This is a genomic window from Streptomyces sp. NPDC088810 (genome assembly GCF_044750305.1).
Taxonomy (GTDB): Bacteria; Actinomycetota; Actinomycetes; order Streptomycetales; family Streptomycetaceae; genus Streptomyces.
The window spans coordinates 1,406,337-1,427,797 of record NZ_JBIVJQ010000001.1; the positions used below are offsets into that span (position 1 = coordinate 1,406,337).

Genomic DNA, 21,461 nt, shown 5'->3' on the forward strand with positions numbered 1-21,461 from the left:
GCACTTCCCATGAGGAGGCACGGGTGGCCGAGACTCTGAAGAAGGGCAGCCGGGTGACCGGCGCCGCGCGCGACAAGCTCGCGGCAGACCTGAAGAAGAAGTACGACTCCGGTGCGAGCATCCGGGCGCTGGCCGAGGAGACCGGCCGCTCGTATGGCTTCGTGCACCGGATGCTGAGCGAGTCGGGCGTCACGCTGCGTGGGCGTGGCGGAGCGACCCGCGGTAAGAAGGCCGCTTCGTCCTGACTCCGGGCGGCCCATCGGCTTCGATGGTGGCCACCCGGTCGGGAGACCGACCGGCCGGGTGGTTACTGTGCAGTCACTTAGCTTTGCTCTGCTGACCGCACCCATCGGAGGCGCCCCATGGCTTCGCCCGAGCAGGACCTCGCTCCCGCACTCGACAAGGACGGCGTACGGCTCACCGTCGACGACACGCTCGCCACGGTGACGCTGACCAACCCGGCCAAGCGCAATGCGCAGAGCCCCGCCCTGTGGCGGGCGCTCGCCGAGGCCGGGCGGCTGCTGCCGGGCTCCGTTCGCGTCGTCGTGCTGCGTGGCGAGGGCAAGTCCTTCTCCGCCGGGCTGGACCGTCAGATGTTCACCCCGGAGGGGATCCCGGGCGAGCCGTCCTTCATCGAACTCGCGCGCCGTGACGACGCCGGGCTCGACGCGACCATCGCCGAGTACCAGGAGGCGTTCACCTGGTGGCGGCGGACCGACATCGTGTCCATCGCCGCTGTCCAGGGACATGCCATCGGGGCCGGTTTCCAGCTCGCGCTCGGCTGCGACCTGCGGGTCGTCGCCGACGACGTGCAGTTCGCCATGCGCGAGACCAGCCTCGGCCTCGTACCCGACCTGACCGGCACGCACCCGCTGGTCGGGCTCGTCGGATACGCCCGCGCGCTGGAGATCTGCGCGACCGGGCGGTTCGTCGGGGCCGAGGAGGCGGTGTCGAGCGGGCTGGCCAACCTCGCGGTGCCCGCGGCCGAACTGGACGGGGCGGTACGTGACTTGGCGGCGGCGTTGCTGGCCGCGCCGCGGGACGCGGTCGTGGAGACCAAGGCGCTGCTCCGTGGTGCCGTGGATCGCACGTACGACGAACAGCGCGCGGCCGAGCGCGCCGCGCAGGCCCGACGCCTGCGGGACCTGGCCGGCCTCGGCGAGTAGCCCGTCAGCCGCTGCTGTGACCCGGCCGCTCCGGCACGGCGTCCGGTACGGCCGCACGGACCTGCCGGGCCACATGCACGGCCCGGTGGGTCGCGCCGGCGTGCTCCTGACCGTGTCCGGTCCCGGGAACGGCCAGGGCTGCCTCCGCGACGGCGGTCTCGACGGCCGTCAGAACCCGTGCCGCGTCCCGCCGTCCACCGGCACCATGACCCCCGTCACGTAGGAAGCCGCCGGGGACAGCAGGAACGCCGCCACCCTTCCGAACTCCTCGGGCGCCCCGTACCTGCGCAGCGGGATCCGGGACTCGTTCGCCGCCCGGGTGGCCTCCGGGTCAGCGGACCGCCCGTCCAGGTCGCGCATGCGGTCCGTGTCGATCCGCCCGGGCAGCAGCCCCACCACCCGGATCCCGCGCGGCCCCAGCTCGTCGGCGAGGGACTTGGCGAAGCCGGCGAGCCCGGGCCGCAGCCCGTTGGAGATGGTCAGCCCGGGGATCGGCTCGTGCACCGACCCGGACAGCACGAACCCGATGGCACCGCCCTCGTCCAGCTCGGCCGCCGCCGCGCGGGCGAGCCGTACCGCGCCGAGGAACACCGACTCGAACGCGGCGCGCCACTGCTCGTCGGTGTTGTCGGCGACGAACCCCGGCGGCGGCCCGCCCACGCTCACCAGCACCCCGTGGAAGCCGCCGAAGTGCTCACGCGCGGCGGCGATCAGCCGCTCGGGGGCCTGTGCGTCGGCGTTGTCCGCGGCCACGCCCGCCGCGTCCGGGCCCAGTTCCGCGGCGGCGTCGGCGACCTGCTTCTCGTCCCGCCCGGTGACGACCACCTTCGCCCCGTCGGCGAGGAGTTGCCGCGCGGCGGCGTTGCCCAGCCCGCGGGTGGCTCCGGTGACGACGTACACCCGGTCCTTCAGTCCAAGATCCATGGGTCCTATCCTGCCTCGTCGTCCCCGTACAGGGTGAGGGCGGTGTTCACCAGGCCGATGTGGCTGAACGCCTGCGGGAAGTTGCCCAGCTGACAGCCGTGGACGGGGTCGTACTCCTCGGCCAGCAGCCCCACGTCGTTGCACAGGCCCACCAGCCGGTCGAACAGTTCCCGCGCCTCCTTCGTCCGGCCGGTCAGATGCAGCGCGTCGGCCAGCCAGAACGAGCAGGCGAGGAAGGCGCCCTCGCCGCCCGGCAGCCCGTCCACCACCGAGTCCTCGGTGTCGTAGCGGCGCAGGAAGCCGCCCTGGCCGAGTTCGGCGCGGATCGCGTCGACCGTGCCGACCACCCGCGGGTCGTCCGGCGGCAGGAACCCGACGCGCGGGATGAGCAGCAGCGCGGCGTCGAGTTCCCGGGAGCCGTAGTACTGGGTGAAGGTGTTCCGGTCCGGGTCGAAGCCTTTCTCGCACACCTCCCGGTGCACCTCGTCCCGCAGTGTGCGCCAGCCCTCCAGGTCGCCGCGCAGCTCCGGGTGCCGCTCCAGGGTCGTCACGGCCCGGTCGGCGGCCACCCACACCATCACCTTGGAGTGCACGAACTGGCGCCGGCCGCCGCGCACCTCCCACAGGCCCTCGTCCGGCTGCCGCCACGCCGTCTCCAGGAACGTCATCAGCGAGCGCTGCAGGGCCCACATGTGCGGCTTGGTGGGCAGGCCCGCGGCGCGGGCCAGCGACAGCGAGTCCATCACCTCGCCGTACACGTCGAGCTGGAGCTGGTCGACGGCGCCGTTGCCGGTGCGCACGGGGGAGGAGCCGGCGAAGCCGGGCAGCCAGGGCAGTTCGGTCTCCCCGAGCCGCCGCTCGCCCGCGACGCCGTACATGATCTGCAGGTCGGCCGGATTGCCGGCGACCGCGCGCAGCAGCCAGTCGCGCCAGGCCCCGGCCTCCTCCTCGAAGCCCATGGAGAGCAGCGCGCCGAGGGTGAGGGTGGAGTCGCGCAGCCAGCAGTACCGGTAGTCCCAGTTGCGCACGCCGCCCGGCTTCTCGGGCAGCGAGGTGGTCGCCGCGGCGACGATCCCGCCGGTCGGGGCGTAGGTGAGCGCCTTGAGGGTGATCAGGGAGCGGACGACGGCGTCCCGGTACGGCCCGTCGTACGTGCACTGCCGGGCCCAGCGCCGCCAGTCGGTGACGCTGCTCTCCAGCGCCTCGTACGGGTCGATGAGCGGCGGGCGTTTCTCGTGCGAGGGGTGCCAGGTGAGCACGAACGCGACCCGCTCGCCCTCGGCAACCGTGAACTCCGCGTGCGTGCCGAAGTCCTCGCCCCAGGTGTGCACGGGCGGTTCGGAGCGCAGCCACGCGGAGTCCGGCCCGGCGACGGCCACCCGGTGGCCGTCCGAGCGGCGCACCCACGGCGTGATCGAGCCGTAGTCGAAGCGCAGGCGCAGCGTGCTGCGCACGGTGACCCGGCCGCTGACGCCTTCCACGATCCGTACGAGATCGGGGGCGCGCTCGCGCTGCGGCATCAGGTCGGTGACGCGTACCGTGCCGTCGTCGGTCTCCCACTCGGTGTCGAGGACGAGGGTCTCCGACCGGTAGGCCCGGCGGGTGCAGACGTCCGCGTCCTTGGGCGCGATGCGCCAGGAGCCGTGATCCTCGTCGCCCAGCAGCCGGGCGAAGCAGGCTCCGGAGTCGAAGCGCGGCAGGCACAGCCAGTCGATCGAGCCGTCCTTGCCGACCAGGGCCGCGGCCTGCTCGTCCCCGATGAGGGCGTAGTCCTCGATGCGCGCGTTCACGGAATGCGGTTTCCCGGCGCACCAGGGGGCCAATCAGGTGGTGCGCCGGGGGAGTGACGCCGGCGCGCGGCAAAGGAGCGCGCTCAGACCGCGGCCGGTGCGCTCTCCTCCGGCTGCCGCTCCGCCGCGGCCTCCTCCCGGTCGCGGATCTCCCGCCGCACCAGGAACCACCAGCCGACCGGGACGGCCGCCGCGAACAGCCACCACTGGATCATGTACGCGTAGTTCAGCGGGGCGTCCTCGCTGCCCGGGTCGGAGATCTGCTCCGGGGAGCCGCCCTTGGCCGCGGGCGCCGTCTGCTGGATGTAGCCGCCGAGCACCCGCGCGCCGAGCCGCCGTGCCTCCTCGGCGCTGTTGATCAGCATGATCTGCCGGTCGGGCAGGCCCTCGACGTTCTTGATGCCGCTCGCCGCGGTGGTCTCGTCGGCCATCAGCCGCCCGGTGACGGTGGTCCGGCCGGCCGGCGGGGCGGGGACCTCGGGGAAGGCGGTCTGCGCGCCGTTCGCGGGGATCCACCCGCGGTTGACGAGCAGCACCTTGCCGTCGTCGAGGACGAAGGGGGTGAGGACGTGGAAGCCGACCTCGCCGTCGGAGTTCGTGCGGCGCCGGACCACGACCTCCTTCGCGGTGTCGAAGGTGCCGGTCGCGGTGACCGTGCGGTACTTCTCGCTGCGGGTCACGGTGTGCCCGGGCGAGGTCAGCCGCTCGACCGGGACCGGCTCGGCGTGCAGCGCGGCGGAGACCAGGTCGTTGCGGGCGGTGCGCTCCTCGTACCGGTGCTGCTGCCAGAAACCCAGCCGGATCATCGTCGGGATCAGCGCGATCGCGACGAGCGTGAGGATCACCCACTGGCGGGACAACAGGAAGCGGTAACGGTGCACCCCACGACGGTACCTCCGGGCCGTGGGGTGCATTCAGGCGGGTACCGGGTCACACCCGGTCGACGATGCCGACCTTCCCCTCGGCGCGAGCGCAGTGGGCGCCGCAGTAGAAGGATCCGTCGGCCTCCACGCCCTGGCCGATGATCTGCACCCGGCAGTGCTCGCAGATGGGGGCCATGCGGTGGATCGCACAGGAGAAGCAGTCGAACACATGAACTGCACCCTGGGCGTGGACCTCGAAGGTCATTCCGTAGTCATTGCCGCAGACTTCACATTTCGCCATGCGCCACAGGGTGAGCCGTCGGCGGGGCGAGGGCGAGCGGCTCCCGGGTGAGTCGTGTGCCAATCACTCATTCGTACGATCACTCGTCGGCGGGCTCGACATCCCTCAGCAGCTGCCCGAACGCGGCCTCGTCCACGATCGGTGTGCCGTACTGCCGGGCCTTGACCGTCTTCGACGTGCCCGAGTCGGGGTCGTTGGTCACCAGCAGGCTGGTCAGCCGGGAGATGCTGGTGGCGACGTGCAGCCCGGCCTCGGTGGCGCGGTCCTCCAGCAGCTCCCGCTCGGTCGAGGTGTCACCGGAGAAGGCCACCCGCATGCCCTGTTTGAGGCGTTTGCCGTCTTCGTAGCGGCCTGGGTTGGGATGGGGGCATGCAGGCCTTTTGCGGGACGGGCGCCAACTGCTCGTCCGGTAGGCGCCGTAGCCACCCGACGACTGCCGGGGCACCGGCCGGTCCGACCACTCCGTCAGCGGCCGGCACTCCAGCAGCGGCAGCCGCACACCGCTCTCCGCCGCGGCCCGCAGACTCGGCCGGAACGCCTCCGCCAGCACGCGCGCGTCGTCCAGCGCGTGGTGCGCCCGCTGCTGTACGACCCCGAAGTGCGCCGCCAGCGACTCCAGCTTGTGGTTGGGCAGCGGCAGCCCCAGTTCCTTCGACAGCGCGATGGTGCACAGCCGTTGCCGCACCGGCGCCTCGCGCCGCACGCGCGCGTACTCCCGCGCGATCATCTGCCAGTCGAAGACGGCGTTGTGCGCGACGAGCACCCGGCCGTCCAGACGGGCGGCGAACTCCTCGGCGATGTCCCCGAACAGCGGAGCGCCTTCGAGGACATCGCTCGTCAGACCGTGTATCCACACCGGTCCCGGATCCCGCTCCGGGTTGACCAGCGTGTACCAGTGGTCCTCGACCTCGCCGCGCGCGTCCAGCCGGTAGACGGCCGCGGAGATGATCCGGTCGTCCCGGGCCAGGCCGGTGGTCTCCACGTCAACGACCGCGTATCCCTTCGGATACACGGCCGGCCACTGAGTGGGGGAGGACACTGCGGTCGCACGGTCTTCGAGCATGGTCATTGAGGATACGGGCCACGACTGACAACGCGGTCCCTCAGGTCCCGGCCTCGGTCGACGGGCTCGCCCTCCTGCTCGGCCACCGCACACGCGCGCGTACCCGAGAGGCAGAAGTACCGGCGGAGCCCCGGTGTTCGGCGCGGGGGCGTCGGTACGGCGGCCGTCACCGCCGGGGTGGGATCCTCCCTGCTGTGACGGAACCCACCCACGACGAGGCCCACGGCGGCGCCCTCGGCTCCCGGCTGAACTGGCTCCGCGCGGCCGTGCTCGGCGCGAACGACGGCATCGTCTCCACCGCGGGCCTGGTCGTCGGTGTGGCCGGCGCGACCGGGAGCCGGGCCGCCCTGCTCACCGCCGGACTGGCCGGCCTGCTCGCCGGCTCGATGTCCATGGCGGCCGGCGAGTACGTCTCCGTGTCCACCCAGCGCGACTCCGAGATGGCCGCGCTGGCCCTGGAGAAACGGGAGCTGCGCGAGCAGCCGGAGGCCGAACTGCGGGAGCTGACCGACCTGCTGGAGGCGCGCGGCCTGTCCCACGACGTGGCCCGCGAGGCCGCCGAACAGCTCACCGCGCGGGACGCGCTGAAGGCCCACGCGCGCGTGGAGCTGGGCATCGACCCGGACGAGCTGACCAACCCCTGGAACGCGGCCTGGGCGAGCTTCCTGTCGTTCACCGCGGGCGCGCTGCTGCCCCTGCTGGCCATCGTCCTGCCCCCGGCCGGCTGGCGCCTCACCGTCACCGTCGTCTCCGTCCTGGCCGCGCTCGCTCTCACCGGCTGGTCCAGCGCCCGCCTCGGCGCGGCGGACCCGAAGCGGGCGGTGCTGCGCAATGTGGCGGGCGGGGCGCTGGCGATGGGGGTGACCTACGGGGCGGGGAGCCTGCTGGGGGCGGCGGGGGTGTGACCGGCTGGTCAGTCCATGATCAGCCGCTCGCGCGGGAACAGCTCGGCGCCGAGGACGTGCTCGCAGTCGTAGAGCTGGACGCGTACGCCGTCCAGGCCGGCGAGCGGCCTGAGGTCGAGCGGGCCGCAGCGACTGAACTCGACGCGCGTCAGTCTGGGAAGCTCGGCCAGTGCCCCGATGTGGTCCACCTGGATGGCCTTGCCCAGATAGATCGCCGTCAGTCCCTGATGGGGCACCAGCTCGGCGAGGTCGACATGGGGGACGTCGAGGACCTGCAGAGTCTCCAGGGGAGAGAAGACCCCGGCCGCGAGAAAGGCCCGGTATTGGTGGTCTTCGTTGACGGTGAGCCAGGTCAACTCGGTGAGGTCCGCAAGCCCGGTCAGCCGGGTGACAGCGGCCTGCCTGAAGAAGCCGAGGCCCGTGAGCCGAGGTGCAAAGGACAGCTGGTCCAGACTCCTTTCCGCAGGGAGGAAGTCCAACGACAGGCGGCGCAGTTCGGGCAGGTCCGCCAGCGGCGCCAGCGAGAACCCGTTGTCGAAGCCGGACAGGTAGATCATGGTCAGGGGCAGGCCGGACAGCGGACGCAGATCGGTGACGGACGGGCACTGGTTGAGGGACAGCTCACGCAGCCGCGGCAGCCCCCTCAGCGGTGTCAGGTCACTGACCACCCCGTTCCGGGCGAGCCCCAGGAACTCCAGGTTCTCGTTCTCCAGGGCCTCGGAGGGCAGACCGTGGTCGCCGATCAGGTTCAGCCCCATGAGCCGGGGGAGCCGGGGGACCAGCGCCAAGGCCTCGGCGTCGCGTACGTTCAGGATCTGTCCTTCGCCGCCGCCCTCCTCGAGCACCGCTTCGAAGTACTCCCCGGTGTCGAACGACTCCCAGGCGGAGTCCAGTTCCGAGAGCACCCGTGGACGCCGGTCCGCGCGGAACCGCGAGATCACCCGCAGCGCCGCGTCGCCCCCGATCAACCGCGCGGTACGGACCACCGCGCCGGCCTCGCGCTCCGTCAGCCCCTCCGGCCCGGGCAGCAGTTCCAGCACCAGTTCCCCGGCCCGGGCGAGCGCTTCGGCCTGCTTGGAGGTGTACGGCGGCATCAGCGCACCGGCCCGCTCCTCCACCTCCGCGCGTACCACCGGATCCAGCTCCGGCGCGTGCTCCAGGCTCGCCGCCGCGAGCAGGACCAGCCGCTCCCGGTGGCGCGCCGTCCGGTCCGCACGCCGGAGCAACTGCCGCAGCAGCCGGCCGCGTTCCTCCACGCGCGCGTGCCCCACCGCCATCCGTACGACGTCGTCCCACTGGTCGTCGTGCGCGTTGCGGACCAGCACGCCGAAGTCCCGGGCCTCGACGGCCGCTTTCGCACCCAGGTAGTCCTGGAAGGTGCGGTGGACGAAGTCGACGGCACCCGGCACCGGTTCGCGCAGCAGTCCGCTGCGGTTCAGCAGGTGGGTGAAGACCTGCTCGGCGTCCCCCTGCCCCCGCACCTGCGGCATCGCGGCCAGCCACTCGTCCAGCATCCCGACGACGTCCTGCCGGGCGGCCTCCGCCTGCCCGTTGCGGATCAGCCAGTAGGCCAGCCGCTGGAGCAGCGCCGTCTGCTCGTCCCGGGACAGCACGAGTCCCTCGACCGAGGTGATCTCCCGCTCGGTGTCCCGCCGCACCAGCAGCATGTCCAGGGCGGCGTCGTACAACTCCTTGCGGGCCCGGGGCAGATGCATGCGCCGGTCGCGGTTCAGGGCGCACAGCAAGGCGCACATCAGGGGGTTGGTGGCGAGCCGGCCCAGGTCACGGCGGGTGCTCACCGCCTCGTGCAGACTCTCCTCGTACCGGTCCAGCAGGTCCCGCTCGCCGTCCGACGGGCATTCCCGCCGCGCCGCCTCGTGCCAGTGCCGGACGAACGCCTTGATGTCGTCCCGGTCCATCGGCAGCAGGGTGTGCGTGCTGAAGCCCTGCGTCGCCAGCCAGCCGTCCGGCACCGCCGAGGGGCGGGTCGTCACCACGTACCGCGCCTCCGGGAAAGCGGTGATCAGCGACCGGAGCCAGTGCTCGGTACGGCCGCGCAGCCGCTGCGGCACCTCGTCCACCCCGTCCACCAGGACCAGCGCACGCCCGGCGGCGAGCAGTTCCTCGGTCCACCCCTCCGGCGCCCGTAACGGCACCCCGGCGGCCGGCAGGAACTCCTCCGGCATCGGCAGGCCCTCCGGTGTGTTGAAGGCCCTCAGCCGCAGTACGAAGGGCACGCAGCGGTTCCAGTCCGCCAGCTCGGCGCCGAAACTGCGCCGGGCCGCGTTCAGCGCCAGCCACTGCAGCAGGGTCGACTTGCCGGACCCGGCCTGCCCCCGCAGCACGAGCCGGTGGCAGTCCGCCAGCGCCTGTTCCACCCGCACGGCCGGCGGCGCCGCACCGACCCCCTCGGCGTGCGGCTCGTACCGGTGCTGTCCGGTCACCCCGAGGGACAGGTACGCCTTCTCCAGCGGCCACTCGGCACGACGCCGGTCGCCCAGCGTGACCCCGTAGAGCTCCAGCCGGGAGTGCGCCTCGGCGACGAAGTCCGCGTACCGCTGTTCGAACCCGAGGAAGCCCGCCTCTGCGGAGCCGGTCCGCTGCCGCAGCAGCGCCCCGGACCGGCGGGTCTGCTCCACCGCCGCCCGTGCCGGGAACGACGGTTCGGCGGTGAGTTGTTCCACGATGTGCGCGCAGCACAGTGCGAGCAGTTCGCCGTAGAGATCACGCCCCCGTTCGGCGAGACCGGCCGGCGGACGCTCCAGCTCCGCCGCCAGCCGCCCGGGATCCAGGTCGGCGGCGAAGAGCCGGCCGGCGTCCAGCGGACCCGCCACCGCGAACGTGTCCTGCACGGCGGTCATGGCCGCGAGCCGCTCGTGCTCCGGCAGCGTCGCGTACCGGGAGGAGATCCGTTCCGCCAGCACCCGCGCCAGCTTCTCCGGGCCCGCCGGCCCGGGCAGCGGCCGGACCCGGTCCGGCACCAGTCCCGCTCCCGGTTTCGCGGCGAACAGCGACTTCGCGGCCGACGACGCCACGGTCGTCGCCAGCCGGAGCAGCAGAGTCTCCAGTCCGTGCATCCCGGCCCCCTCCCCGTTTCGCCTGCCGCATCGTAGAACCGGCCCCTTGTGCCGGGCCACGGCACCTCGCCGAGCGACCCGCGCGGGAGGCGACGTACCGTGAAGGGCGCACACCCCCGGGCGCACCCCCGACCTCGCACGACCCCGCACGAGAAGGATCCCCGCCATGCGCGCCACCACCATCCACGCCCCGTACGACATGCGTGTGGAGGACGTGCCCGAGCCCGTGGTGCAGTTGCCCACCGACGCCGTCGTGCGGGTGCTGCGGGCCTGCATCTGCGGCAGCGACCTGTGGGCGTACCGGGGCGAGGCGGCCCGGCAGCCGGGGCAGCGGATCGGGCACGAGTTCCTCGGCGTCGTGGAGGAGACCGGCTCCGACGTGGGCACCGTCCACCGTGGCGACCTGGTGGTCGCGCCCTTCATGTGGTCCGACGGCGTCTGTGCCTACTGCCGCGAGGGTCTGACGACGTCCTGCGAGCACGGCGGCTTCTGGGGCTCGGTCGGCTACGACGGCGGCCAGGGCGAGGCCGTCCGCGTGCCGTTCGCCGACGGCACCCTGGTGCGGCTGCCCAAGGACGCGGCCTCCGACGAGCGCCTGCTGTCCGCCCTGCTGACCCTGTCCGACGTCCTCGGCACCGGTCACCACGCCGCCCTCGGCGCGGGCGTCCGGCCCGGCGCCACGGTCGCGGTCGTCGGTGACGGCGCGGTCGGCCTGTGCGCCGTCCTGGCGGCCAAGCGGCTCGGCGCCGAGCGGATCATCGCGCTCGGCCGGCACGAGGTGCGTACCGACATCGCGCGCCGGTTCGGCGCCACCGACGTGGTCGCCGAGCGCGGGGACGCGGCCGTCGAGGCCGTCCGCGAGCTGACCCGCGGGCAGGGCGCCCACTGCGTCGTGGAGGCGGTCGGCACCGAGCAGTCCATGCGCACGGCCGTCGGCATCACCCGTGACGGCGGCGCCATCGGCTTCGTGGGCGTGCCCCACGGCAGCGGCACCGGCCTGGACCTCGGCGTGATGTTCGACCGGAACATCGCCCTGCGCGGCGGCGTCGCCCCGGTCCGCGCCTACATCCCCGACCTGCTGCCCGACGTGCTCGACGGCAGGATCGACCCCTCCCCGGTGTTCGACATGACCGTCGGCCTCGAGGGTGTACCCGCCGGCTACAAGGCCATGGACGAACGCACCGCGCTCAAGGTGCTGGTGACCGCATGACCGACAGCACCGGCGGTGTCCACACCATGGACGGCGTCAACAGCTGAATCAACGTCGTCAATCTCACCGCCACACGGCCGGGTCCGAACCCCAGGGCACCGGAGGCCGGGCCCAGGCGGTGGGACCGCCGGTGAAGGACACGGGCGGCCGGGCGTGCCGCAGCCGGCCCAGCGGGCTGTCCGTCTCGGCCAGCCAGGCGTCCGGGCCCGGGTACGGTGCGCCCTCGGCCGGGTCCGGCCGGATGCCGTCCGTCAGCCAGCGGGCGGTCCGGGCCAGCGCCAGCCGGACCAGCCGGCTCCCGCCCTCGTACGACTGCTCGGTCAGGGCCCGCAGCACGGCCGCCGCCAGCAGGTAGCCGGTGCCGTGGTCCAAGGCCTGCGCGGGCAGCGCACCGGGCCGTTCCGCCGTCCCCTCGGTCACCGCGATGCCGGTCGCGACCTGTACCAGGCTGTCGAAGCCGCGCCGCCCGCCCCACGGTCCGTAGCCGCCCCACGCCGACACCTGGGCGACGACCAGTCCGGGGCGCCGTTCGGCCAGCGCGTGCGGTGTGAGCCCGAACCGGTCCAGGGCGCCCGGCCGGTACCCGGTCACCACGACGTCGGCCGTGCTCAGCAGCTCCTCGAAGGTGTCCCGGCCGGCGGCCAGGTCGAGCACGGCGGACCGCTTGCCGAAGCCCGTGTCGGCCTGCTGGTCCGGCAGTTCCGGCAGCCACGGCGCGTCCACGCGCAGGACGTCCGCGCCCAGCAGGGCCAGGATGCGGGTGGCGACCGGGCCCGCCAGCACCCGGGTCAGGTCCAGCACCCGCAGCCCGGCGGCCGGGAGCAGGGCAGCGGCGGCCGGGTCCAGGGGCGCCGGCACGCGCGCGGGAGCCGCGTCCAGCCGTACCCGCTCCACCAGCGGCCGGGCGGCCACCTCGGCGGCCTGCGGGTGCGCCTGCCACTGCTCGGGGGTGCGCAGGGCCACCGCGAGACCGCCGGCGCCGTAGACGGCCTCCTCGGTCTCCCGGGCGGAGCGCTCGGCGAGCCGGCCGGCGACCTCCTCCGCCGAGGCGTCCGCCGGCAGGCCCAGCGCGCCGAGCAGCCGGGCCCGGTGGTGCGGGTAGTTGGCGTGGGTGCGCACCCAGCCGTCGGCCGTGCGCCAGAACCGCGACAGCGGCGCGAAGACGTCCGGCGCCCGTCCGTCGACCCGGAGGAGCCGCTCGCTGTGGAAGGCGGCGGCCACCGCGCCGTCGTCCACGGTGACCGCCGGCACCTCCGCGAGCCCGGCCCGCCGCGCCCCCAGCTCGGCGGCGGCCAGCGCGCACGCGGCCACGCACGCGCGTGCCAGCTCCCGTACGGGCAGCTCCGCCGCGAGGGTGTTCCGGCCGACGACGGCCGAGATCCGGGACAGCGGACCGGGCTGCCCGCCGACGGCCGCCCACGCATCATTGATCGCAGTCATGACTTCACTATGCAGTATTGATTGGATCAATATTTATGCCTCGGCACCGCAGAGTGAAGCGTCGACGCGTGTTACTTCACCGCGCGCAGAGCGTTGACGACACCGAAGCCGTAGAAGCCGTTCACCCGCTTGCCGCCGACGCAGGTCGCGTCCACGACCCCGTCCCCGTCTCCGTCGTACGGCTCCGCCGGGCAGCCCGGGTTGTCCGCCTCCGCCTTCAGCAGGGCCTGCAGCTGCGCCGGAGTGGCGTGCGGATGGGCCGACTTGAGCAGCGCGGCCACCGCGGCCACGTGCGGCGAGGCCATCGAGGTGCCCTGCAGGAAGCCGTACTGGTTGTTCGGCATGGTGGACAGGATGCGGCCGTTCTTCGACGGCGTGTCCGGGATCTGGTACTTGTCGCCGCCCGGGCCCGCGACGTCGACGACGCCCCGGCCGTAGCTGGAGTAGTACGACTTGGTGCCCTTCACGCCCACGGCGCTCACGGTCACCACACCGGGCAGCTGGGTCGGCACGTCGAAGCACTCGTGCGGGTCGATCGTGCGGGTCTGGGCCGTCGAGTCGTCGGGGCTGGAGTCGTCCACGATCGCGTCGGCGTCCAGGTCGTGGTTGGAGTTGCCCGCCGAGGCGACGTTGAGCGTGCCCTTGCGCTGGGCGTACAGCTGGGCCCGGTTGACCGCGTCAACGATGGCACGCTGATCGGGGTCGTCCATGCAGTTGTACAGCCACGGGTCCACGTAGTAGCTGTTGTTGGTGATCTCGATGCCGTGGTCCGCGGCGAACACGAACGCGCAGACCACGCTCTCCGGATAGAACAGCGAGGTCGCGTCCGGCTGCGCCACCGTGATGCCCGCGACCTTCACGCCCGGCGCCACACCGGCCACGCCTATGCCGTTGCGGGCGGCGGCTATCTCACCGGCGACATGGGTGCCGTGGTAGTGGTCGGCGTCCGCCGGCCGCCACGCGCCGTACGTCGTGTCCGCCTTGCCGCTCACGCAGCTCGCCGACTGGGACGCGGAGAAGTTCGGGGCGATGTCCGGGTGGGTGTCGTCGACGCCCGTGTCGATGACACCGACCGTCACGTTCCGGCTGCCCGGGTTGATCCGCGCGGCCCGGTCGGCGCCGATCGCCCGCAGGTCCCACTGGTCCGCCTCCAGCGGCTCCTCGCCGGCCGCCGCGCTCGACGCGAGCCGCGCCTGCTCCGCCCGGGACAGCACCTGCGCCGATCCCTCGTCCGTCGTCCTCGCCGCGCTGAGCGGCGCGGTACGGGTGGCGCCCGCCGAGTCGACCCCGCGCACCGCACGCATCCGCGCGCCGAAGTCCGGGTTCGCGGAGTGGACGACGATGACGCCGATCCGGTCGTAAGTGGCGACGACCGTACCGCCGTTGCGCGCAATCTCCCGCCGCACGGACTCGATCGTGCGGCGGTCGGTACGGGTGTTGACCACGTAGGCGAGGTTCGGGCCGTCCGCCGCCCGCGCCACCGTGCCGGCGGCGGGCGCCGCCGATGCCGCCGACGGCAGGAAGCCGAGCGAGGCGGTCAGCGACAGCACGACCGGCACGGCGAGCGCGAGGCGGCGTCTGGAGCGCAGATGAGCCATGGGATCTCCACATCATCCGGATACGGAACCGCCCGGAACACGGTCGTGTTCGGGCAGGTACATGACGGGTGGTGCAGGCCGAAGCTATCTGCCGCGCCCGATCTCCGAAAGGGCTCGACGGACTTGAACCGCTCCGCGCGCGGCGCCGTGACCGTGGACGGAGGGCCCGGCACAGCCGCGGCCCTCTGCGGGGATCACACAGCGGAGTCGACCTGCGACTAGCGGTAACGTGACCCCGGTCCTGTGAGGCCAGACAGCGCATGTCCGTGACGCGAGGAGAGCCCGTGGCTACCGAGACACCGCCACCCGCGAAACCCCAAGCTTCCCTTCCCTCCACCGAGGAGTTCACCGAGGTGCAGCAGAGCGCGGAGTTCGGTGAACTGCGCCGCGCCCACCGCTCCTTCGCCTTCCCCCTGACCATCGCCTTCATCGCCTGGTACCTGCTGTACGTCCTGCTGTCGAACTACGCGGGCGACTTCATGGGCACCAAGGTGGCCGGCAACGTCAACGTGGCCCTCGTCCTGGGCCTCGCCCAGTTCCTCACCACGTTCCTCATCGCCTGGTGGTACGCGCGGCGCGCCGCCGCCCGGCTCGACCCCAAGGCCGAGGCCATCAAGTCCCGGATGGAGGGCGGAGCATGAGCCCCGTTCAGCACACCCTGCTCGCCGCCGGCGAGGCCGGCGAGCACCGGACGCTGATCATCACCCTGTTCGCGGTGTTCGTCGCCGCGACCCTCGTCATCACCGTCTGGGCCGGCCGGCAGACCAAGGACGCCGCCGACTTCTACGCCGGCGGACGGCAGTTCACCGGTTTCCAGAACGGCCTCGCCGTCTCCGGCGACTACATGTCCGCCGCGTCCTTCCTCGGCATCGCCGGCGCCATCGCCCTGTTCGGCTACGACGGCTTCCTGTACTCCATCGGCTTCCTCGTCGCCTGGCTGGTCGCGCTGCTCCTGGTCGCCGAGCCGCTGCGCAACTCCGGCCGCTACACGATGGGCGACGTGCTTGCCTACCGGATGCGCCAGCGCCCCGTCCGCACGGCCGCCGGCACCTCCACGATCGTCGTGTCGATCTTCTACCTGCTGGCCCAGATGGCCGGCGCCGGCGTCCTCGTCTCCCTGCTCCTCGGCATCACCAGCGACGGCGGCAAGATCGGCATCGTCGCCCTGGTCGGCGTGCTGATGATCGTGTACGTCACCATCGGCGGCATGAAGGGCACCACCTGGGTCCAGATGGTCAAGGCGGTCCTGCTGATCGTCGGCGCCCTGCTGCTGACCTTCCTGGTCCTGCTCAAGTTCGACTTCAACATCTCGGACCTGCTCGGCAAGGCCGCCGACAACAGCGGCAAGGGCAGCGCCTTCCTGGAGCCCGGACTGAAGTACGGCGCCACCGGCACCACCAAGCTGGACTTCATCTCGCTCGGCATCGCCCTGGTCCTGGGCACCGCCGGCCTGCCGCACATCCTGATCCGCTTCTACACGGTCCCCACCGCCAAGGCCGCCCGGAAGTCCGTCATCTGGGCGATCGGCCTGATCGGCGCCTTCTACCTGATGACCCTCGCCCTCGGCTTCGGCGCCGCCGCGCTGATCAAACCGGACGAGATCATCGCCTCCAACAAGGCGGGCAACACGGCGGCCCCCCTCCTGGCGCTCCACCTGGGCGGCGTCGACTCCGACTGGGGAGCCATCCTGCTCGCCACGATCTCCGCGGTCGCCTTCGCCACCATCCTCGCGGTGGTCGCCGGACTGACCCTGGCCTCGTCGTCCTCGTTCGCCCACGACATCTACGCGAACGTCATCAAGAAGGGCCAGGCCACCGAGAAGCAGGAGATCGGCGCGGCCCGCTGGGCGACCGTCGGCATCGGCGCGGTCTCGATCGTCCTCGGCGCCCTGGCCCGCGACCTGAACGTGGCCGGCCTGGTCGCCCTCGCCTTCGCGGTCGCCGCCTCCGCCAACCTGCCGACCATCCTCTACAGCCTGTTCTGGAAGCGGTTCACCACCTCGGGCGCCCTGTGGTCGATCTACGGCGGCCTGGTCACCGCGGTCGGCCTGGTGCTGTTCTCCCCGGTGGTATCCGGCAAGCCGACCTCGATGTTCCCCGGCGTCGACTTCCACTGGTTCCCGCTGGAGAACCCCGGCATCATCTCCATCCCGGTCGGCTTCCTGCTCGGCGTCGTGGGCACCCTGCTGTCGAAGGAGACCCCGGACGCGGGCAAGTACGCGGAGCTGGAGGTGCGGTCCCTGACCGGCACCGGAGCCCACTGACGGCTTCTACGGACGACCGCGTCGTACGGGACTGTACGGTCCTACGACGCGGTCGCGTCCCACCTCGTGGGATCGGTCGCTGTCGTTGTCACCGGCGTCACGTAGGCTCGCAAGTGACGGGCGATGCACGCCCGACCGAGAATCAGGTGACCGGGAGAGGGAGGGGGCCCACGTGCTCATCGACACCTACGGCCGAGTGGCCACCGACCTGAGGGTTTCGCTGACCGACCGCTGCAACCTGCGCTGCACCTACTGCATGCCCGAGGAAGGACTGCAGTGGCTGGCCAAGCCCGACCTGCTCACGGACGACGAGATCGTCCGGCTCATCGACATCGCGGTCCGCACGCTCGGCATCGAGGAGGTCCGCTTCACCGGCGGCGAGCCGCTGCTGCGCCCGGGCCTGGTCGGCATCGTCGAGCGCGTCGCGGCCCTCACCCCGCGCCCGCAGATGTCCCTCACCACCAACGGCATCGGCCTCAGGCGCACCGCGGCCGCCCTGAAGGCGGCCGGCCTGGACCGGGTCAACGTCTCCCTGGACACCCTCCGCCCGGACGTCTTCAAGGCCCTCACCCGCCGTGACCGCCACAAGGACGTCCTGGAAGGCCTGGAAGCGGCCCGCGAGGCCGGGCTGAACCCCGTCAAGGTCAACTCGGTCCTGATGCCGGGCCTGAACGACGACGAGGCCCCGGACCTGCTCGCCTGGGCGGTGGAGCACGACTACGAACTGCGCTTCATCGAGCAGATGCCCCTGGACGCCCAGCACGGCTGGAAGCGCGAGGGCATGGTCACCGCCGGCGACATCCTCGCCTCCCTGCGCACCCGCTTCGACCTCACCCCCGAGGGCGCGGACGAGCGCGGCTCGGCACCCGCGGAGCGCTGGCTGGTGGACGGCGGCCCGCACCGGGTCGGCGTGATCGCCTCGGTCACCCGGCCGTTCTGCGCCGCCTGCGACCGCACCCGCCTCACCGCCGACGGCCAGATACGCACGTGTCTGTTCGCCACCGAGGAGACCGACCTGCGCGCGGCCCTGCGCTCGGGCGCCCCGGACGAGGAGATCGCCCGGATCTGGAAGCTCGCGATGTGGGGCAAGAAGGCCGGCGCGGGCCTGGACGACCCCGCCTTCGTCCAGCCGGACCGCCCCATGTCGGCGATCGGCGGCTAGCACCGCTGCCCGTGCCGGACCGGGCCGTGCCGTCGGCTCGCGCGGACCCGCTGACCGGCTCGGCTTCTCTCACCGCGCGTCCCGCGCCACCGCGGACAGGCGGAACCGCCGACGGCCGCGGGGGAATGACCGTCGGCGGTGGCTCGGTGAGCGGGCGCCGGCCGCGGTGACCAGGTGCGTCAGCCCGCCTGCGGAAGGGTGGGGTGCACCAGTGCCCGGGCGTCGGCGTCCCCGGCGGTCAGCCCGGCCAGGATGCCCTCCACCGTCTCGCTGGCCTCGCGGAACAAGGCGCGCCCGGACGGCGTCAGCCGGACCAGCGAACCGCGGCCGTCCCCGGGGGACGGTTTGCGTGCCGCATAGCCCGCGTCGACCATCTGGGTCAGCAGCCGGGAGACCTGGGGCTGGCTGCGCGAGGACCGGGAGCTGAGCTCTCCCGAGCGGATCCAGCCGCGCTCGTGCCACATCACGTCCATGACTTCGTAGGCGCTCACGCAGAGGTTGTGCCGGTCGGACAGAGCTCGTTCGACCGCCTGGTTCATGCGCGCGGTGACGCGTACGCAGGACAGCCACTGGTCGCCAAGAGAGTTCACCACGCCCATGAGTCTAAGTTCACCGTCCCCGGCTTGTCGATTCATTCGCATACATGTACCTTCCTCGGCGGAAGGAGGCTCACGATGACTGAAACGATCTCCGAGGCGGAGACCGGACAGCACCAGCAGGCGCCCGCCCCCTGGACCCCGATGGCCGTGGTGGGTGTGGCCCAGTTGATGGTCATGCTCGACTCGACGGTGGTGAACGTGGCGCTGCCGTCCATCGGCGCCGACCTGCCGGCAGGCCCGTCGGCACTGCAGTGGACGATCAGCGCCTACGTGCTGATGTACGGCAGTCTTCTGTTGTTCGGCGGCCGCGTCGCCGACGTGCTCGGCCGCCGGCGCTCGTTCCTCACCGGGCTGACGCTCTTCACGGTCGCGTCGGTACTGTGCGGACTGGCGGGCAACGAGGAACTCCTGGTGACGGGCCGGGCCGTGCAGGGCCTGGGCGCCGCGCTGCTGTCGGCCGCGGCCCTCTCGATCGTCCTGGCCGTCTATCAGCTCCCGCAGCAGCGCAAGATCGCCCTCACCGTCTGGAGCGGCCTCGGCGTGCTCGGCGCCACCATCGGTGTGGTGCTGGGCGGCCTCATCGTGACGGCGATCAGCTGGCGCTGGGCGTTCCTGATCAACATCCCGGTGGGTGCCGCCGCCTTCGCGGGCGCGCTGCGCGCCGTGCCGCCCCTGTCCGCGACGACCTCGCGCCCCCTGCGCATCCCCACCGCGGCCCTGGCCACCGCGGGCCTGGCGGGACTGTCGTACGGGCTGATCCGGCTCCAGGACGGCATGACCACCCCGGCCGCCTGGATCAGCATCGGTGTGGCCGCGGTGCTGCTCACCGTGCTGACCGTGGTGGAGCTGTCCGAGAGCGACCCCCTGCTGCCGCTGCACCTGCTGCGCATCCCGACCTACTGGCTCGCCAGCATCGGTCTGCTGCTCGCCGCCGCGGTGATGATCAGCAGCTCCTACCTGGCCAGCATCTACTTCCAGAAGGCGCACGGCATGAGCGCACTGGCCGCCGGTCTGTCGCTGCTGCCGATGGGCCTGGCCTCGCTCGTCGTCGCCCTCGTCGTGCCCAAGCTGGTCACCGCGCTCGGCCCCGGCGGCCTCTACCTCTCGGGTGTCGTCGCACAGCTGATCGGCGCGGGCGTGCTCGCGACCGGAACCTCCAGTGTGGCCGTGACCGTCCTCGCGCTGGCCGTCATCGGTGCCGGTCTGCCCAGCTGCTTCGTCCCCCTGTACGGGATCGGCAGCTCCCATGTGCGGCTGCAGGAGTCCGGCGTCGGCTCGGGACTGCTCAACACGTTCAACCAGACCGGTGCCGCCCTCGGCATCGCCGTCATCGGCACCGTCCTGACGACCACCGTCCGCCACGAGACCGGTTCGGGCGCGTCCGCCGCCGACGCGACGACCACCGGTGTCGGCCACGGCTTCCTCGCCCTGTGCATCTGCGCCGCCGTCGCCTTCGTCGTGGCGCTGGTCCTGCGGCACCTGACCCGTTCCGCCCAGCCGGCCGCCCAGCGGTCCTGAAAGGGGCGCGTGCGTGACCACCGTTACCGCATCCACGGACCTCCACGACCGCGTCGAGGAAGCCGTCGAACGCTCCCGCCGAGCGTCCGACGCGGTCGACGGGAAGCTCGGCGTCTTCGTGACGCCGCTGCACGACGAAGCCCTGGAGGCCCACCGGAACCACCCCCGGCAGGGCCCGCTCACCGGGGTGACCCTGGGCGTGAAGGACGTCATCTTCGAGTCCTCCGCCCCCACCACCGCACAGAGCCGTGTCGCCCTGGCCGCCTGGCCCGAGGGCCAGCCCGAGGCCACGGTGATCTCCCGGCTCAAACGCGCCGGAGCGGTCGTCGTCGGCAAGACCGCCACGATGGAGTACGCCCTCGGCGTCCAGGACGGCACCGGTCCGGGGCCCGTCAGCCGCAATCCGTGGAACACGGACCGCTGGGCCGGCGGGTCGAGCTCCGGCTCGGGCAGCGGCGTGATGACCGGCTGCTTCGACGCCGCGATCGCCACCGACACCACGGGCAGCCTGCGTATCCCGGCCGCCTACACGGGCGCCACGGGCCTGAAGGCCACCCGTGGCCGGGTGCCCACCACGGGGACCTACCCGCTCGCGCCGTCGCTGGACACGGTGGGCCCGATCGCCGGCTCCGTCGACCTGTGCGCCCGCCTGCTGCAGGTCATGGCCGGCCCCGACCCGGACGGCGACCCGTTCGCCGCCGCGGAGCCCGTCGGCGACTGGATCGCCGCGCTGGACGCGGACGTCGCCGGCCTGCGCATCGGCGTGGACACCCTGGAGGCGCACGCGGACGCCGGTGTCGACCCCGCCCAGCCGGCCGTCTTCGAGCGCGCGTTGCGCGACCTGGACGGCCTCGGGGTGCGCCGTTCGACCGTCGAGGTGCCCGCCTATCCGCTGCTCAACGTGGTCGGCAACGTGCTCATGCTGGCGGAGGCCCACGAGATCCACCACGACAGCCTGGTCCGGGACTGGGCGCGCTACGGCCGCGGAGCCCGCTGGGTGTTCGCGGCCGGCGAGTCCATCACCTCCCGCGACTACCTGCGCGCCCAGCGGCTCCGGGACGCCCTGGCCCGGCAAGTCCAGGCGCTCTTCGACGAGTTCGACGTACTCGTCACGCCCACGTGCCACCTCGGCGCGCCGGTGCTGGACGGGATGCACCCGCTGGACCCGTCGACCTATCTGGGGTCCATGCACACCACGGCATGGAGCGTCACGGGGCATCCCGTCGCGGTCGTACCGATCGGCTTCACCGAGGACGGCCTGCCCCTGTCGATGTCGATCGTGGGCCCCCACTGGCGCGAGGACCGGGTCATCGCCGTCGCGAGCGCCTTCCAGCGCCTCACCGATCACCACCGCCGGCGCCCCGCGGTGTAGGGCGGGCGCCTGCGCCACAGGTGGGACAGGAGAAGAGAGATGACGATCAGTCAGCTTGAGCAGCTCACCGACGAGGACCGGGGCGCCGTGGCCGCGGCGGCCCAGGTGGTGGAGCAGCTCACCGCGGTGTTGCGGGAGGTTCCCTGCGAGGTCGCCCGGCCGGTCCGGGCGGGCCTGGCACCGCAGAGCGGAACCGGCCGGTAACCCTGT

The 21,461-nt window shown here is 72.5% G+C and carries 19 protein-coding genes; 10 read left to right on the forward strand and 9 right to left on the reverse strand.

The window, feature by feature from the left end:
- Positions 1-23 precede the first annotated feature (23 nt).
- Together ACIP4Y_RS06460 and ACIP4Y_RS06465 are read left to right on the forward strand one after the other, a co-directional pair.
- Entirely contained in the window at positions 24-245 is a 222-nt protein-coding gene (locus tag ACIP4Y_RS06460) for a helix-turn-helix domain-containing protein (RefSeq protein ID WP_004002281.1), read from the forward strand.
- A 117-nt stretch (positions 246-362) separates the two neighbouring features.
- Positions 363-1,166, forward strand: coding sequence for an enoyl-CoA hydratase/isomerase family protein (locus ACIP4Y_RS06465; protein WP_358644288.1), 804 nt, complete (start codon positions 363-365; stop codon positions 1,164-1,166).
- 168 nt (positions 1,167-1,334) lie between these two features.
- Here the strand turns inward: ACIP4Y_RS06465 and ACIP4Y_RS06470 are convergent, their stop codons facing one another.
- The 5 genes from ACIP4Y_RS06470 to ACIP4Y_RS06490 form a co-directional block, all read right to left on the reverse strand.
- The gene (locus ACIP4Y_RS06470; RefSeq protein ID WP_401388441.1) at positions 1,335-2,090 is read right to left on the reverse strand and encodes an SDR family oxidoreductase; all 756 of its coding nucleotides are present in this window, start codon (positions 2,088-2,090) and stop codon (positions 1,335-1,337) included.
- A 5-nt stretch (positions 2,091-2,095) separates the two neighbouring features.
- Entirely contained in the window at positions 2,096-3,880 is a 1,785-nt protein-coding gene (locus tag ACIP4Y_RS06475) for a glycoside hydrolase family 15 protein (protein WP_401388444.1), read from the reverse strand.
- 83 nt (positions 3,881-3,963) lie between these two features.
- Positions 3,964-4,794: an SURF1 family protein gene (locus ACIP4Y_RS06480; protein WP_401388447.1), complete on the reverse strand. Its 831-nt coding sequence runs from the start codon at positions 4,792-4,794 to the stop codon at positions 3,964-3,966.
- Positions 4,795-4,810: 16 nt separating this feature from the next.
- Positions 4,811-5,044: a hypothetical protein gene (locus ACIP4Y_RS06485; protein ID WP_358644295.1), complete on the reverse strand. Its 234-nt coding sequence runs from the start codon at positions 5,042-5,044 to the stop codon at positions 4,811-4,813.
- Between the two features lie 79 nt (positions 5,045-5,123).
- Positions 5,124-6,107 carry a DEDDh family exonuclease gene (locus ACIP4Y_RS06490; RefSeq protein ID WP_358644297.1) on the reverse strand — a complete coding sequence of 328 codons (984 nt, stop codon included), beginning with the start codon at positions 6,105-6,107 and terminating at the stop codon, positions 5,124-5,126.
- Between the two features lie 194 nt (positions 6,108-6,301).
- Here ACIP4Y_RS06490 and ACIP4Y_RS06495 point away from each other — a divergent pair, with 194 nt between their 5' ends.
- Entirely contained in the window at positions 6,302-7,012 is a 711-nt protein-coding gene (locus ACIP4Y_RS06495; protein WP_358644323.1) for a VIT family protein, read from the forward strand.
- Between the two features lie 8 nt (positions 7,013-7,020).
- Here ACIP4Y_RS06495 and ACIP4Y_RS06500 read toward each other — a convergent pair whose 3' ends face one another.
- Positions 7,021-10,089 (reverse strand): NACHT domain-containing protein, encoded by a 3,069-nt coding sequence (locus ACIP4Y_RS06500; protein WP_401388451.1) that lies wholly within the window; start codon positions 10,087-10,089, stop codon positions 7,021-7,023.
- Positions 10,090-10,255: 166 nt separating this feature from the next.
- On the opposite strand from ACIP4Y_RS06500, the gene ACIP4Y_RS06505 reads away from it, so the two are divergent.
- The gene (locus ACIP4Y_RS06505) at positions 10,256-11,299 is read left to right on the forward strand and encodes a zinc-dependent alcohol dehydrogenase family protein (protein WP_401388453.1); all 1,044 of its coding nucleotides are present in this window, start codon (positions 10,256-10,258) and stop codon (positions 11,297-11,299) included.
- 63 nt (positions 11,300-11,362) lie between these two features.
- Here the strand turns inward: ACIP4Y_RS06505 and ACIP4Y_RS06510 are convergent, their stop codons facing one another.
- Positions 11,363-12,739, reverse strand: coding sequence for a CoA transferase (locus ACIP4Y_RS06510; protein WP_401388456.1), 1,377 nt, complete (start codon positions 12,737-12,739; stop codon positions 11,363-11,365).
- A gap of 71 nt (positions 12,740-12,810) precedes the next feature.
- Positions 12,811-14,337: a S8 family peptidase gene (locus ACIP4Y_RS06515; RefSeq protein ID WP_401388459.1), complete on the reverse strand. Its 1,527-nt coding sequence runs from the start codon at positions 14,335-14,337 to the stop codon at positions 12,811-12,813.
- Between the two features lie 284 nt (positions 14,338-14,621).
- On the opposite strand from ACIP4Y_RS06515, the gene ACIP4Y_RS06520 reads away from it, so the two are divergent.
- The 3 genes from ACIP4Y_RS06520 to moaA all read left to right on the forward strand — a co-directional run bounded on the left by ACIP4Y_RS06520 (position 14,622) and on the right by moaA (position 17,762).
- Positions 14,622-14,978, forward strand: coding sequence for a DUF485 domain-containing protein (locus tag ACIP4Y_RS06520; RefSeq protein ID WP_358644304.1), 357 nt, complete (start codon positions 14,622-14,624; stop codon positions 14,976-14,978).
- On the forward strand, positions 14,975-16,600 hold the full coding sequence (locus tag ACIP4Y_RS06525; RefSeq protein ID WP_401388462.1) for a cation acetate symporter: 1,626 nt from the start codon (positions 14,975-14,977) through the stop codon (positions 16,598-16,600). The genes ACIP4Y_RS06520 and ACIP4Y_RS06525 overlap by 4 nt, the downstream gene beginning before the upstream one ends.
- 172 nt (positions 16,601-16,772) lie before the next feature.
- Positions 16,773-17,762 carry a GTP 3',8-cyclase MoaA gene (gene moaA, locus ACIP4Y_RS06530; RefSeq protein ID WP_401388465.1) on the forward strand — a complete coding sequence of 330 codons (990 nt, stop codon included), beginning with the start codon at positions 16,773-16,775 and terminating at the stop codon, positions 17,760-17,762.
- 179 nt (positions 17,763-17,941) lie between these two features.
- Here moaA and ACIP4Y_RS06535 read toward each other — a convergent pair whose 3' ends face one another.
- Positions 17,942-18,355, reverse strand: a complete 414-nt coding sequence (locus ACIP4Y_RS06535) for a MarR family winged helix-turn-helix transcriptional regulator (protein ID WP_401388467.1) — start codon at positions 18,353-18,355, stop codon at positions 17,942-17,944.
- An 81-nt stretch (positions 18,356-18,436) separates the two neighbouring features.
- Between ACIP4Y_RS06535 and ACIP4Y_RS06540 the strand changes: the two genes are divergently transcribed.
- Genes ACIP4Y_RS06540 through ACIP4Y_RS06550 form a run of 3 tightly spaced genes read left to right on the forward strand, consistent with a single transcriptional unit; the run spans position 18,437 to position 21,455 of the window.
- Positions 18,437-19,879: an MFS transporter gene (locus ACIP4Y_RS06540; RefSeq protein ID WP_401388470.1), complete on the forward strand. Its 1,443-nt coding sequence runs from the start codon at positions 18,437-18,439 to the stop codon at positions 19,877-19,879.
- A 13-nt stretch (positions 19,880-19,892) separates the two neighbouring features.
- Positions 19,893-21,251, forward strand: coding sequence for an amidase (locus ACIP4Y_RS06545; RefSeq protein ID WP_401388473.1), 1,359 nt, complete (start codon positions 19,893-19,895; stop codon positions 21,249-21,251).
- Positions 21,252-21,290: 39 nt separating this feature from the next.
- Positions 21,291-21,455, forward strand: a complete 165-nt coding sequence (locus tag ACIP4Y_RS06550) for a hypothetical protein (RefSeq protein WP_358644316.1) — start codon at positions 21,291-21,293, stop codon at positions 21,453-21,455.
- Positions 21,456-21,461: the final 6 nt, after the last annotated feature.